A 13,198-nucleotide genomic window follows, 5' to 3' on the forward strand; every position below is an offset into this window, starting at 1 on the left:
CGCTAATCCGCGATGAACCTAAAAAAAGGCTTAGCGCAATGCTAAACCTTAGTTTTTACAAGGAATTAGTTTTCCGAGGGTTGGTCTTGTAAGAGACGAATCTTACAAGACACTCAATCCCCTATTCGTCATCAAGCGGAACCAGCTTGGTATTACCACCGTGTGCTTTCTCACGCTTACGTTGCACGAATGCGTAGAAGCCAGGGATTAGGAACGTACCCGCCAGTAACACACATAACAGGCCGCCGATCAGTGAAATACCCAAAGAGTTCTGACTCACGTGACCTGCGCCCGCAGCAAAGATAAGCGGGAAGATACCTAAGATGAACGACCAAGACGTCATGTTCACAGCACGGAAACGTAAAGTACCGCCCTTCACCGCCGCATCTTCAATCGGTGCGTCTTTCTCTTCACGCTCTACCTTTGCGAATTCCACAATCAAGATTGCGTTCTTCGCGGCCAAGGCTATCAAGAGAACCAAACCTATTTGTGCATAAAGGTTCAGCGGAGTGCCCGTTAGATTCAATGCCAAGAAGGAGCCTAAGGTTGCGACAGGTACCACGAGGATAATCGCAATCGGAATTGTCCAACTCTCGTATTGAGCCACCATAAACAGGTAGATGAAGATCAGAGCCAGTGCGAAAGCAAAGATCGCTTGGTTACCTGCTAGTACTTCTTGGTAAGCCATGCCTGTCCATTCGTACTGATACCCCTGAGGCAATACTTCTGCAGCTACGCGTTCCATTGCCGCAATCGCATCACCACTTGAGTAACCTTCTGCAGGTTGACCTTGAATCACGGCACTGCGGTACATGTTGTAACGCCATGCTACATCTGGTTCAAAGATCTGGTCGTAAGTCACCAATGTGCTTAACGGGATCATCTCGCCATTAGACGAACGAACGTGGAATCGTTGTAGGTCGTCCATGCTGCTACGGTGTTCACTGTCAGCTTGCATGGTTACGCGGAAGTTCTTACCAAACATGGTGAAGTCGTTCACGTACAACGAACCAAGGTTACCTTGTAGTGTTTGGAAAATTTCCGACAACGGAATACCTAATTGCTGCGCTTTCTCACGGTCAATGTCGACATAGTAGTGCGGTACATTGGCACGGAAGGTACTGAATGTATGTGAAATCTCGGGCTGTTTAGCGGCCTCTGCAATCACGTCATTCATAACCATCGCTAGATCAGTTCGGCTACGACCTAATGTATCTTCAAGAACGAATTCAAAACCAGACGCTGCACCCATACCCGGTACTGCTGGAGGCCCCATCGCAAACACGACAGCTTGAGGAAGTTCAGTCGCAGCACGACCATTAATACGCTGTGAGATAGCCTGAGCAGAGTGTTGACCATCCAGTGCATTACGCATGTCCCAATCGTGAAGCTTGATGAACATTGACGCACCATTCGACGCAGAAGCGCCCGTCATAAATGCGTAGCCGTTAACCAGTGTTACGCCATCAACACCCGGCTCTTGTTCAACCATTTCAAGCAGCTGCTTAGTCACTTCTTCGGTTCGAGACAAGGATGCCGCGTCAGGAAGCTGAACGTTAACCAGCAAAATGCCTTTATCTTCTTGAGGTACAAACGCCGTAGACGTTGTCTTCGCAAAATAAGTCACAGCCGCCAAAGCCACAAAGAAGAAAGTGAACAGCAGAACGCCTTTCTTAACTAAGAAGCCAGCCACTTGACCGTATTTGTTAGTAACAGACTCTAGACCACGGTTAAATGCTTGGTACCAACGCGCCGTGTTACCACCACCCTGCTTAAGAACCAGTGAACACAATGCAGGTGATAGCGTTAATGCGTTAATTGAAGAGATAACAACCGCGATACAGATAGTCAGAGCGAACTGACGGTACATGATGCCAGTAATACCAGGAAGCATTGCAACAGGGATGAATACCGCAAGTAGAACCAAGGTCGACGTAATGATCGGCCCCGTTACTTCTTTCATCGCAATAAGCGTGGCTTTACGCGGTGAAATGGTTGGGTCTTTAGCCATTGTGGTATCAACGTTCTCGATAACCAAGATCGCATCATCTACTACGATACCAATCGCTAGTATCAAACCAAACAGGGTTACCGTGTTGATGGTGAAACCCGTCATCTGCATGATGGCAAACGTACCAATCAAAGATACCGGAATCGCAACTACAGGAATCAAGGTTGCACGCGCACTACCCAAGAACAGGTACGTTACCGCAATAACCAGCAAGATGGCTTCGATTAAGGTCTTTACTACCCCTTTGATCGACTCAGCAACAAACAGTGTAGTGTCGTAACTTGCTTCATACGCCACGCCTTCTGGGAAGTTCTTGCTTAAGTTTTCCAGCATCGCCATCACAGCTTTGCCACTTTCCAGCGCGTTAGCGTCTGATTGAAGTGACAGCGTTACGATCGACGCATCTTGACCACGGTATTTACCATTACCGTCGTAGAACTTTTTACCAAGCTCAACACGTGCAATGTCTTTTAAGTAAACCGTTGAACCGTCTTGAGTTGCACGAAGAACAACATTTTCAAACTCATCAGCTGTTTCTAATCGGCCTTTTGTTACCAAGTTGAACTGCACTTCTTGTGCGTTGTTATAAGGTGCAGCACCAATACGGCCTGCAGCAACTTGAACGTTCTGCTCTGCCAACGCGCGATTCACGTCTGAAGTGGTGATATTGAGGTTAGCCATTTTCTCAGGATCTAACCAAACACGCATCGCGTATTCACCACCACCCAACACGTTAACTTCACTGATGCCCTTCACACGAGCCAGTTGGTCTTTAATGTTTAGGTTAACGTAGTTGATCAAGAATTGATCGTCGTACTCACCGTTTGGCGAATAGAAGTTCAATACCATCAAAAGGTCTGGTGAACGCTTTTTAACGGTGACACCCACCATTCGAACTTCTTGCGGAAGCTTCGATTCGATTTGAGCAACTCGGTTCTGAACGTTGACCTGAGCCATATCTGGGTCAGTACCAACATCAAAGGTCACATTAAGGTTGTATGAACCATCGTTAGCGCTTTTAGAAGACATGTAGATCATATCTTCAACGCCGTTAACCGACGTTTCTATGGGGTCGGCTATCGCCTGTTCCACCACTTCAGCACTTGCGCCCGTGTAGAATGCCGACACACTGACCGACGGTGGACTAATTTTTGGATATTCAGCCACTGGCAAGATAGCGAGAGAAATCGCACCCGCCAGCGTTAAGATTATGGATATAACAAGGGCGAACTTAGGCCTTTGAATAAAGAAACGACTTAACATAAATAGTCCCCTTACTCAGCTTGTTCAGCAGAAGCTTGAATACGAACAGACATACCATTGCGTACACGCTGTAGGCCTTGAGTGATGACTGCGTCGTTTTTCTCTAATCCAGAATGAACAATCACACCACCTTCAACCTGACGACCCATTTCGATGTTTCTGCGCTCAGCAACGGGTTCGGCTTCTCCTTCAACTAATACCATCACGAAGTCGCCTTCGAGGTCGGTTTGCACTGCACGACGAGGAATAGTCACAACATCAATAGGTTGTTTTTCACGTAGATCAACGCGAACGTGTTGGCCTGGAAGTAGTTGCTGATTCGGGTTATCAGCAATCGCACGCATCGCGATCGTACCAGTATTAAGGTTGATACGGTTGCCCAAGAAGTCAAGCTGACCTAGATGTTCGAACGCTTCACCGTTCTCAAGCATGATCTGAACTTCAACACCTGCAGAGTCGCTGCTGCCATCGCCTTCGATGCGGTCCATACCCAGCTCAATACGCTCACGCTCACTGATGCTGAACGATGCATGGATTGGGTCTAGGCTAACCAAAGTTGTCAGAACACCTGAAGACGGTGAAACTAGGTCACCTTTACTTACTTTAGTGTCACTGATTCTTCCAGAGAAAGGCGCGATAATTTTGGTGTGAGAAAGTTGGACATTCGCGGCGTTTAACTGAGCTTGGCTTGCTTCTAACTGTGCTTGAGAACCTAATAGGTTTGCCGTTAATGCATCAAATTCAGATTGAGAAATACTGCCTTTCGGAAGTAGGTTTTTACCACGGTTAAAATCAAGCTCGGCTTTCTTAAGGTTCGCGTTTGCTTGAGCAACAGCCGCTTTCGCGCTTGCTACTTCTGCTTCAAATGATGAAGGCTCAATTGAGTAAAGCAATTGCCCCTTCTCGACCATTTGGCCTTCTTTGAAATGGCGGCTTTGCAGGTAGCCAGAAACTTGTGCAGTAATTGCCGTGTCTTCAACGGCTTCAATACGACCGATGTACGACTTACTTTGTTGGTGAGAAACGACGCTAACATCCTGTACAGCTACGAGAGGTAAAGGCGCTTGCTTGGCATTTTGAGCATCTTGCCCACATCCAGCAAGAATAAGAGAGCTTGCAAGAGCCGTAAGGATTAACTTTTTACGCATGGTTATACCGTCACTTATGAGAAATTGAACAGCATAAAAGTTACGTAACACAATTGCTTCAAATGTCCGAGGAATATCAATTATAACTGGCCAAAGTGTATCAATATGTTAATTGAAACCAAGTGCTTATAAAGTGATTACAAACACGCTACAATTCCTAAGTAAATCAATCTCTCAGCTTTTGTTCTCTATGGATATTGTCTAACATAATGTATTGTCAGACAGATAAGCATTCACATTTAATTGTTAAGGAATTCTCATGATTTCAAAATGGGCTAAACGTTTCTATCAAATGGCGGAATTGGTCGGTTCTTGGAGTAAAGATCCTTCAACTCAAGTCGGCGCCGTAATCACTAAGCACAACCGCATTGTTTCTGTTGGTTTTAATGGCTACCCACATGGCGTGTCTGATAGTGCGGATACTGATGACAGAGAGATGAAGTACCTCAAGACACTTCACGCTGAAGAAAATGCGATCTTATTCGCCAAGCGTGATTTGGACAGCTGTGAAATCTGGGTGACTCACTTCCCTTGCCCAAACTGCGCAGCGAAAATCATCCAAACCGGTATTTCTGCGGTTCACTGCCCAGAGCAAAGTGAAGACTTTCTTTCTCGCTGGGGAGACAAAATCAAAGTGAGCCAAGATATGTTTGAACAAGCAGGCGTAAAAGTCGATTGGTTGCCACTGGCTGACCTAGATTAAACGAACAGATAGTTAGAACAAAAAAGCCGAGAGTCGATATTATCGCTCTCGGCTTTCTTTTGTTTGGGGCTCAGCGGACTGCAGGATTAAGCACTGACAGGAAATGCTTCAGCGTATGCTTCCATGAAATCTTTACGAATCTCTTGCTCTAGATGAACCGCCTTCTCGGTTGGACAGAAAATCATAAAATGGACTTCTTGCTCACCTGTCGAACTGCTTGTGATATGGATGTGAGGCTCAGAACCCGGAAGGTCAACACCAGCGTGCTTTTCGATCACACCGTTGTAACGGCGAGCAACATCGATAAACTCTTCGCAATGCTCTTCAATTTTCACAATAAGACCCGGCACCATAGGGTATAGGTTTACAAAGTCTTTCACCGTCACAACAAAGTTATGGTAAACATAGCGCTTCATGAAGTTGAGGTTCTTTACCGGATAAGTGAAGAACATGCTATTGGGTAGCGTGGCAGTCTTGCCAGTGAAATGATATTGCCCATGATACAAATCTATTTCTTGAATCACAGTCGCCATCAAATTGTGCTCAATCACCTCACCGCTGATTTTACCCACCTCAATCCAGTCACCAATTCTAAATGAACGAGAACTCGCACGCTGAATAGAACCTGTGAAGCACAATATGATCTCTTTAGATGCGACGACTATAGCAACCGCTATGGCCGTAACTGACAGTGCAAACTCACTGATTTCGGATTTCCACAACACAAATAACGTCACAACAATAATCGCGAATGTGCCGTTTTTGGTTCGTGACATCCAGTTACGTTGGTCTTCGCTAAGGAAAGCAACATCACCTCTTATTTGAGACAAGGTGATTCGGCGAATGATCAAAATAATAGTGATAATCAACGCACTAAAAATAAACTTATGAGCGAGTAGGAAATCTATTACTTGCCACACTTTTTCCATTACTTAATCCTTAGCATTACAACAGTTAGCTTTACAACGATTAGCTTTACAAGAAAGCCGCTAATATCAGAGCTATGAAAAAGCGCTCAACTCCGGAGCGCTCGTGTTCATTCTGGTACTAGCCTAGCTAAGGCTATCATTTTATCTGGGCAGAAGTAATAAATTGGCCAAAAGTTTCACACCAAATCACAACGGTATTAAATCGATTAAGATCAATATCTTCAGGCAGCTCAACCATAAAACGGTCGAATGTTTTCACATCTCCAACTCTGAGTAACTCGTTCTTACTGTCATTAAAAGCTTGTTCGGTTTCAATAAACTTAGGCGAGAGGTAGATCTTGTAGTCTGGTCCCGGCGCCAGTTCGCCCTCAAAAGCAATCGCACTTTCAGATACAGAGACGATGCCTTCTCCCCAATGCAAGAAATCACTGTCTTCTCGGTCTTTGGTAAACTCACCTGTGTAGATAGCCTGCTGACTGATCGCTTCGACGGAACTTGAGGAAGGAGAATCAGGCTCAATCAAAATAGGTAGCGCATAAACACCAAGCCCAAAACCAAAAGCACCCACGGCTAAGTGGGTGCAAAGTAAAACTAACTTTTTCATCGCGTACTCCCTTATGCTTAAAAAGAGTATTATTGAATACTCTTAAAAATACAAAGAGATATAACGCTTTGATATCCTATCTTTGGTAATGAGTCGCCGTACGCTGAGACAATTCGACAATCACTTTTACCGCTTGCTCCATGCCTTGAATGGTAATGAACTCATGAATACCGTGGAAGTTATAGCCGCCAGTGAAGATATTCGGACATGGTAGCCCCATGAAAGATAAGCGAGCGCCGTCTGTACCGCCTCGGATCGGTTTGATCATTGGCTCAACATCGCACTCGATCATCGCTTGCTTCGCTAATTCAATAATATGTTGATGCGGTTCAACCATCTCTTTCATGTTGAAGTAGCTATCGGTTATCACCAGCTCAACACGGCCTTTCTCAAGGCGCTCATTCAGCTCATCGACTTTCTGCTGCATGAATGCTTTACGCGCTTCTACACCCTCACGTTCAAAATCACGGATGATGTATCCCAGTTCAGAGCGAGCCACACCCATTTCCGCCGACTTCAGGTGGTAAAAACCTTCATAACCTTCTGTGCACTCGGGTGTTTCTTGTGCTGGCATCATCAATTGAAATTGCGCTGCAATGTTCATCGAGTTCACCATTTTACCTTTTGCGGTGCCCGGGTGAACGTTCACGCCATGACAGATAACATCGGCGCTCGTGGCATTGAAGTTCTCAAATTCCAACTCCCCTACTGGGCCACCATCGATGGTGTACGCCCACTCGGCGCCAAATTTTTCAACGTCAAACAGGTTCGCACCGCGACCAATCTCTTCATCCGGCGTGAAACCAATGCAGATGTCGCCGTGTTTGATGTCTGGATTCGCTTTCAGGTAAGCAATTGCACTGATGATTTCAGCGATGCCCGCTTTGTTGTCGGCACCAAGCAGAGTTGTGCCGTCAGTCGTAATCAGGTCGTGACCATGTAAAGAATCAAGATCTGGATACTGGCTTGGGTTCAAACTCTCGCCACTTTCCCCTAATTCAATCGTTCCACCTCGGTAATCTTTAATCACTTGTGGTTTCACGTTGGCGCCTGATGCGTCAGGAGCGGTATCCATGTGCGCCACAAAGCCAATCGCAGGCACATCGTAATCGACATTCGACGGCAGTTTCGCCATCAAGTATCCATTGTCATCTAAAGACACATCAACTAAGTCTAATGCCACCAATTCTAACTTTAAGGCTTCAGCAAAGGTAATTTGACCCGGTGAACTTGGGCATTGCTGATTAGAAGGATCGGATTTGGTATCAAAAGTAACGTAATTCAGAAAACGTTCTACAAGCTTTTCCATAATTCATCTCACCATGGATTAAGTAATTGATTTACTGACTTAATTATTATGTCGATAAGTGATACATCGTTAAATAAATACGAGCACAGAGTCAGTAGCGAGGGTTTTCATCTTACGCCCCTGACCATGTATGTAATTGCTCTAAATCATTATTGTGCGAAATTAGATGCGCTTCCTATACTTGAAAACAGAGGGTTTCGTCAGTTCAACATTGCATACGGATGATAAGAGATCGCTTTGTACGCATTCTACGCCCTCCGCTCTCAGCCTAACAAAAGTACAAAGTGGATGATGATCACAATTTATCCTTGATGCAGAATCTGTCATACGTTACACGGAGACACAGTTATGACGATTAATAAATATTTCATTTTCTCTCCTCAAGCCTCTGAGGAAACGCTTCGACCAGTATTAACTGAGAAAGAAGTTCAAAGGCAGGAAGCTCTAAGACAGGCGCAGATCCAGGGTGGATTAGACACAAACGCGACCTCGTAACTCAATGAATACCTAGCACTATTAAGACCCCTATAAAAAAGCTCTACGCTCTATCCGGTAGAGCTTTTTTTTATTTTTGATCTGTTCTCCTCTCCCCCACTCCCAAACAAGCTGAACATTAAACCTTCGCTCATTGCTTGTTGTTCTTCACTTCTCGATCACCAATTGGCTCATAGTTTCTCGCGAATGTATTTTCACGCATTGCACACACTAGCTTGCAGCGCTGAGAAATGACTCACTAAACTCCCCGATGCCATACCTTGTCGTGTCATTTTGTGCTAATAATTCATATTCGTTTTCATTCCTCACTCGCCCTCTTTTCAAAACTATAATGCGAGTACCAGAGAACCTAACCACAGGAACCCCGAATTCAATGGAATATTCAAAGCTAGGAAGTAGTCAAATTCCCGTTTCCCGTATCTGTCTTGGCAGCATGACTTGGGGGCTACAAAATACGCAGCAGCAAGCCGACCAACAGATCGAATACGCATTAAGCCAAGGTATTAACTTTATCGATACTGCAGAGATGTACGCGGTTCCACCTTCTCCAGATACCTACGGAAAAACAGAAGCGATCATTGGTAACTGGTTATCGCGTAACCCACAGCGTCGACAAGAGTTGATCATTGCGAGCAAAATTGCCGGGCCAGGGCTTCCTTGGGTTCGAGATGGCGGCCCGATAACGGGTGAAGCGGTGATCGCAGCCGTTGACGCATCATTAAAACGCCTACAAACAGACTATATCGACCTTTACCAACTTCATTGGCCAAATCGTACAACGCCTCACTTTGGTAAGCATTTCCCGAATCACATTCGATTCAGTGATATTGACCGAAAGCAGCATGAAGCTGAGATGTTGGAAATCCTACAAGCACTGGCAAGCTGCATTAAGGCGGGGAAAATTCGCCATGTCGGGCTTTCAGATGATTCTACTTGGGGCATTAACACATACCTCAAGCTGAGCGAGAAACACGATTTGCCACGTATGGTTTCGATTCAGAATGAATTTAGCTTGTTGCACGCAAAAGACTGGCCATATCTGATTGAGAACTGTGTGCATGAAGATGTCGCTTACCTGCCATGGTCACCTTTAGCTGCAGGCATGTTGAGTGGAAAGTACATCGATGGCGCAAGACCGGAAGGCAGCCGTTGGACTTACATGCAACGTAAAGGCATTTTTCGTGATACTGAATCTGCCAATGAAGCGGTTAAAGGCTATGTTGAAGTGGCGAATGCTCACGGGTTCACTCCAAGCCAACTGGCATTGGCTTGGTGTAATCAAGTTGATGGGGTGACGTCCACTATCATTGGTGCAACGACCATGGAGCAGCTAAAAGAGAACGTAGCCGCTTTCAGTAAACCGTTATCAGAAGAGATCCTGACTGATATCAACACAGTCTTTAAGCGCTACCCTGCTCCGTATTAGGCTGTCAGTTCAGCTTAACTTAAGTAAGTAAATCCCATAAGAGCGCGCTATTTAGTGCGCTTTTCTTTTTTTAAGTGGATCGCTTTTGCTTTTTATATGGATCGCATTGAGCTATCACGCTTTTGGTTCGCTAACCTTTGCTCTATAATGCGCGGGCTTATATCTAGGATAAAAACATGATTTCAAAAAACCAATTAAAACTCCTTCGTGCTTTGGGTCAAAAGAAACAACGTAAAGCCCACGGCCTGTTTCTAGTTCAAGGTGAAAAGAACGTTCTTGAGCTGTTCAATAGTGACTTAGTGGTGAAGAATGTCTTTGCTACCGCTGATTTCTTATCTGAAAATCATGCTTCACTGATTGAGTTTGATTGTGTTGAAGCCTCGCTGGATGATCTAACCAAAGCGAGCACTTTGGTCAGTAACAACGCAGCGATTGCGGTTGTTGAGATCCCAACGTTTGAACTACCAGAAGCAACAGGACTGATGATTGCGCTTGATGGCGTTTCAGACCCTGGCAACCTAGGTACGATTATTCGCGTAGCAGACTGGTACGGCATCAAGCATATCGTTGCGAGCAGCGATTGCGCAGACCCATACAACCCTAAAACGATCAGCGCGACTATGGGCAGCTTTGGCCGCGTACACGTAAGCCAAACAGACTTACCAGCTTACTTAGAGCAAGCGAACCTACCGGTTTACGGTGCTTTCTTAGAAGGCGAAAGTGTTCATAAGACTGAGTTTACTGCTAACGGCATTTTATTGATGGGCAGTGAGTCTCACGGCATCCGTGAACACGCAGCTAAATACGTGACTGATAAGATTACGATTCCAGCATTCGGTGGCGCAGAGTCTTTGAACGTTGCAATGGCGACAGGCATTATTCTCGACAACATGCGTCGTCAGCACTGCTAGACCTCTAAGCTAACTAGCCAATCGACAGTGTTCAGATATTAAAAAAGGCGTATTGATTAAATCAGTACGCCTTTTTATTTGAGTTCTTTTCAACAATTACTTTTCTAGCATTGCCAACTTATCACACACACCATTCCACTTTTCAGCGTCATCCATTGGTGCTTTTACTTCCGTTTGCACAGGCCAAATCTCAGCGAGCTCTGCGTTCACTTCGATGAAGATCTTTTGATCTTCTGGCAGTTCGTCTTCTTGGAAGATTGCTTGAGCATCACATTCAGGTACACACAAGCCACAATCAATACATTCGACTGGGTTAATTACCATGAAGTTTGGGCCTTCATGGAACGCATCTGCGGGACACACTGCCACACAGTCTGTGTATTTACATTGAATACAATTATCGCCTACGACAAATGCCATGATGCTCTGCTCTATAAGTTAGTCAAAATTGAAGAATGGGGATAATACTCATCCCAAAGCAAAATTCAACATCATACGGCTCTAATATCGTGTCTATTTGCTCCATGTTTCCAAATTAGTATGACAGATAAATCAATTTCTCGTAAAATGCGCGCCATTGTGAGCTTATCGCTTCTTTGAACATCAGCGTTTCCATCAAACTCTGTATTAAGAAACGATCTAGCTAAGACACCTATAAAAACGAGACATCGAAATGATACGTTTAACCGAAATTAAACTCCCACTAGACCATGAAGAGTCTGCTATTCAAGACGCTATTGAAGCGAAACTTGGTATTAACTCTGATCAGGTACTCTCTTTTAATATCTTTAAACGTGGCTACGATGCTCGTAAGAAATCAAAGATCTTACTTATCTACACGCTTGACGTTCTCGTTGAAAACGAAGCTGAGTTGTTAGAACAATTCATTAGCGACCCGCACGTAAAAGTGACTCCTGATATGGAGTACAAGTTTGTTGCTAAAGCGGTTGAGAACCAAACTGAGCGCCCTGTGGTTATCGGTTTTGGCCCATGTGGTCTATTCGCTGGCCTAGTGCTTGCTCAAATGGGTTTCAACCCAATCATCGTTGAGCGTGGTAAAGAAGTTCGTGAGCGTACGAAAGATACCTTTGGTTTCTGGCGTAAGCGTACGCTGAACACAGAATCAAACGTACAGTTTGGTGAAGGCGGCGCAGGTACTTTCTCTGACGGTAAGCTGTACAGCCAAGTTAAAGATCCAAAGCACTACGGCCGTAAAGTAATTGAAGAGTTCGTTGCTGCGGGTGCACCAGAAGAAATTCTATACGTAAGTAAGCCGCACATCGGTACCTTTAAACTGGTTACCATGATCGAAAAGATGCGCGCTTCTATCATTGAACTTGGTGGCGAAATCCGTTTCAGCACTCGTGTTGACGACGTTCATATGGAAGATGGTCAAATCACTGGCCTAACGCTTTCTAACGGCGAAGAGATCAAATCTCGCCACGTAGTACTGGCTGTTGGTCACAGTGCTCGTGACACATTCGAAATGCTACACGACCGTGGCGTTTACATGGAAGCGAAGCCTTTCTCTGTTGGTTTCCGTATCGAACACAAGCAATCAATGATTGATGAAGCTCGCTTCGGTAAAAACGCAGGCAACCCAATTCTAGGTGCGGCGGACTACAAGCTGGTTCACCACTGTAAGAATGGCCGCACTGTATACAGCTTCTGTATGTGCCCAGGTGGTACTGTGGTTGCTGCAACGTCTGAAGAAGGCCGCGTAGTAACAAACGGCATGAGCCAATACTCTCGTGCAGAGCGTAACGCAAACAGCGCGATCGTAGTTGGTATCGACCCAGAACGTGATTACCCAGGTGACGCACTGGCTGGTATCCGTTTACAACGTGAACTTGAAAGTGGCGCTTATGTTCTTGGTGGTGAAAACTACGATGCACCTGCACAGAAAATCGGTGACTTCCTGAAAGGTCGCGATCCAAGTGCAATCGGTGAAGTACAACCGTCTTTCACACCGGGTATCCATCTAACAGACATTTCAAAAGCGCTGCCTGATTTTGCTATCGAAGCGATTCGTGAAGCAATCCCAGCGTTCGAGAAGAAAATCAAAGGTTTCTCTACACCAGACGGCCTACTAACAGGTGTTGAGACTCGTACGTCTTCTCCTGTATGTATCAAGCGTGGTAAAGACTACCAAAGCATCAACCTTAAGGGCTTCTTCCCTGCAGGTGAAGGCGCAGGCTACGCAGGCGGCATCCTGTCTGCTGGTATCGACGGCATTAAGGCCGCAGAAGCGCTAGCACTATCAATGGTAGAGCAGAACCAAGCTGAGAAGATTGAGATCGCTTAAGCGCTTTCGATAAAGCAAAGCTAGATCGCGATCAACCAAAACTAAAAATCCAGTGCCTTGTCGACACTGGATTTTTTTATTGCATAAAGGTATC

The 13,198-nt window shown here is 45.3% G+C and carries 11 protein-coding genes; 5 read left to right on the forward strand and 6 right to left on the reverse strand.

Features of this window, described 5'->3' with window-relative positions:
* Positions 1-121 precede the first annotated feature (121 nt).
* Both AB4274_RS12110 and AB4274_RS12115 read right to left on the reverse strand, forming a co-directional pair.
* Entirely contained in the window at positions 122-3,274 is a 3,153-nt protein-coding gene (locus tag AB4274_RS12110) for an efflux RND transporter permease subunit (protein WP_017068408.1), read from the reverse strand.
* An 11-nt stretch (positions 3,275-3,285) separates the two neighbouring features.
* Complete coding sequence (locus AB4274_RS12115; protein ID WP_065584750.1) at positions 3,286-4,422, reverse strand: efflux RND transporter periplasmic adaptor subunit; 1,137 nt, start codon at positions 4,420-4,422, stop codon at positions 3,286-3,288.
* A gap of 259 nt (positions 4,423-4,681) precedes the next feature.
* Between AB4274_RS12115 and AB4274_RS12120 the strand changes: the two genes are divergently transcribed.
* Entirely contained in the window at positions 4,682-5,125 is a 444-nt protein-coding gene (locus AB4274_RS12120; RefSeq protein ID WP_017059490.1) for a dCMP deaminase family protein, read from the forward strand.
* A gap of 86 nt (positions 5,126-5,211) precedes the next feature.
* Here AB4274_RS12120 and AB4274_RS12125 read toward each other — a convergent pair whose 3' ends face one another.
* From AB4274_RS12125 to pepT, 3 genes are all read right to left on the reverse strand, one after another.
* Entirely contained in the window at positions 5,212-6,054 is an 843-nt protein-coding gene (locus tag AB4274_RS12125) for a mechanosensitive ion channel family protein (protein ID WP_372074912.1), read from the reverse strand.
* A gap of 136 nt (positions 6,055-6,190) precedes the next feature.
* Positions 6,191-6,658: a DM13 domain-containing protein gene (locus tag AB4274_RS12130; RefSeq protein ID WP_372074913.1), complete on the reverse strand. Its 468-nt coding sequence runs from the start codon at positions 6,656-6,658 to the stop codon at positions 6,191-6,193.
* Between the two features lie 76 nt (positions 6,659-6,734).
* The gene (gene pepT / locus AB4274_RS12135; RefSeq protein WP_372074914.1) at positions 6,735-7,967 is read right to left on the reverse strand and encodes a peptidase T; all 1,233 of its coding nucleotides are present in this window, start codon (positions 7,965-7,967) and stop codon (positions 6,735-6,737) included.
* A gap of 348 nt (positions 7,968-8,315) precedes the next feature.
* On the opposite strand from pepT, the gene AB4274_RS12140 reads away from it, so the two are divergent.
* The 3 genes from AB4274_RS12140 (at position 8,316) to AB4274_RS12150 (ending at position 10,799) form a co-directional block, all read left to right on the forward strand.
* Positions 8,316-8,462: a hypothetical protein gene (locus tag AB4274_RS12140; protein WP_017059486.1), complete on the forward strand. Its 147-nt coding sequence runs from the start codon at positions 8,316-8,318 to the stop codon at positions 8,460-8,462.
* A 373-nt stretch (positions 8,463-8,835) separates the two neighbouring features.
* On the forward strand, positions 8,836-9,888 hold the full coding sequence (locus tag AB4274_RS12145; protein ID WP_032545660.1) for an aldo/keto reductase: 1,053 nt from the start codon (positions 8,836-8,838) through the stop codon (positions 9,886-9,888).
* Positions 9,889-10,064: 176 nt separating this feature from the next.
* Positions 10,065-10,799, forward strand: a complete 735-nt coding sequence (locus AB4274_RS12150) for an RNA methyltransferase (protein WP_102320729.1) — start codon at positions 10,065-10,067, stop codon at positions 10,797-10,799.
* Positions 10,800-10,895: 96 nt separating this feature from the next.
* Here the strand turns inward: AB4274_RS12150 and fdxA are convergent, their stop codons facing one another.
* The gene (gene fdxA / locus AB4274_RS12155) at positions 10,896-11,219 is read right to left on the reverse strand and encodes a ferredoxin FdxA (RefSeq protein ID WP_017064356.1); all 324 of its coding nucleotides are present in this window, start codon (positions 11,217-11,219) and stop codon (positions 10,896-10,898) included.
* A 253-nt stretch (positions 11,220-11,472) separates the two neighbouring features.
* On the opposite strand from fdxA, the gene AB4274_RS12160 reads away from it, so the two are divergent.
* Entirely contained in the window at positions 11,473-13,104 is a 1,632-nt protein-coding gene (locus tag AB4274_RS12160) for an NAD(P)/FAD-dependent oxidoreductase (protein WP_372074915.1), read from the forward strand.
* The last annotated feature ends 94 nt before the right edge of the window (positions 13,105-13,198 follow it).

Source organism: Vibrio sp. 10N.261.55.A10 (assembly GCF_041470825.1).
Taxonomy (GTDB): Bacteria; Pseudomonadota; Gammaproteobacteria; order Enterobacterales; family Vibrionaceae; genus Vibrio; species Vibrio crassostreae_C.

Coding starts and splice junctions, on each gene's coding strand:
- AB4274_RS12125 (WP_372074912.1), bottom strand. CDS start 6,054: ATGGAAAAAGTGTGGCAAGTAATAGATTTCCTACTCGCTCATAAGTTT.
- AB4274_RS12145 (WP_032545660.1), top strand. CDS start 8,836: ATGGAATATTCAAAGCTAGGAAGTAGTCAAATTCCCGTTTCCCGTATC.
- fdxA (WP_017064356.1), bottom strand. CDS start 11,219: ATGGCATTTGTCGTAGGCGATAATTGTATTCAATGTAAATACACAGAC.
- AB4274_RS12130 (WP_372074913.1), bottom strand. CDS start 6,658: ATGAAAAAGTTAGTTTTACTTTGCACCCACTTAGCCGTGGGTGCTTTT.
- AB4274_RS12120 (WP_017059490.1), top strand. CDS start 4,682: ATGATTTCAAAATGGGCTAAACGTTTCTATCAAATGGCGGAATTGGTC.
- AB4274_RS12140 (WP_017059486.1), top strand. CDS start 8,316: ATGACGATTAATAAATATTTCATTTTCTCTCCTCAAGCCTCTGAGGAA.
- AB4274_RS12150 (WP_102320729.1), top strand. CDS start 10,065: ATGATTTCAAAAAACCAATTAAAACTCCTTCGTGCTTTGGGTCAAAAG.
- AB4274_RS12110 (WP_017068408.1), bottom strand. CDS start 3,274: ATGTTAAGTCGTTTCTTTATTCAAAGGCCTAAGTTCGCCCTTGTTATA.
- AB4274_RS12160 (WP_372074915.1), top strand. CDS start 11,473: ATGATACGTTTAACCGAAATTAAACTCCCACTAGACCATGAAGAGTCT.
- AB4274_RS12115 (WP_065584750.1), bottom strand. CDS start 4,422: ATGCGTAAAAAGTTAATCCTTACGGCTCTTGCAAGCTCTCTTATTCTT.
- pepT (WP_372074914.1), bottom strand. CDS start 7,967: ATGGAAAAGCTTGTAGAACGTTTTCTGAATTACGTTACTTTTGATACC.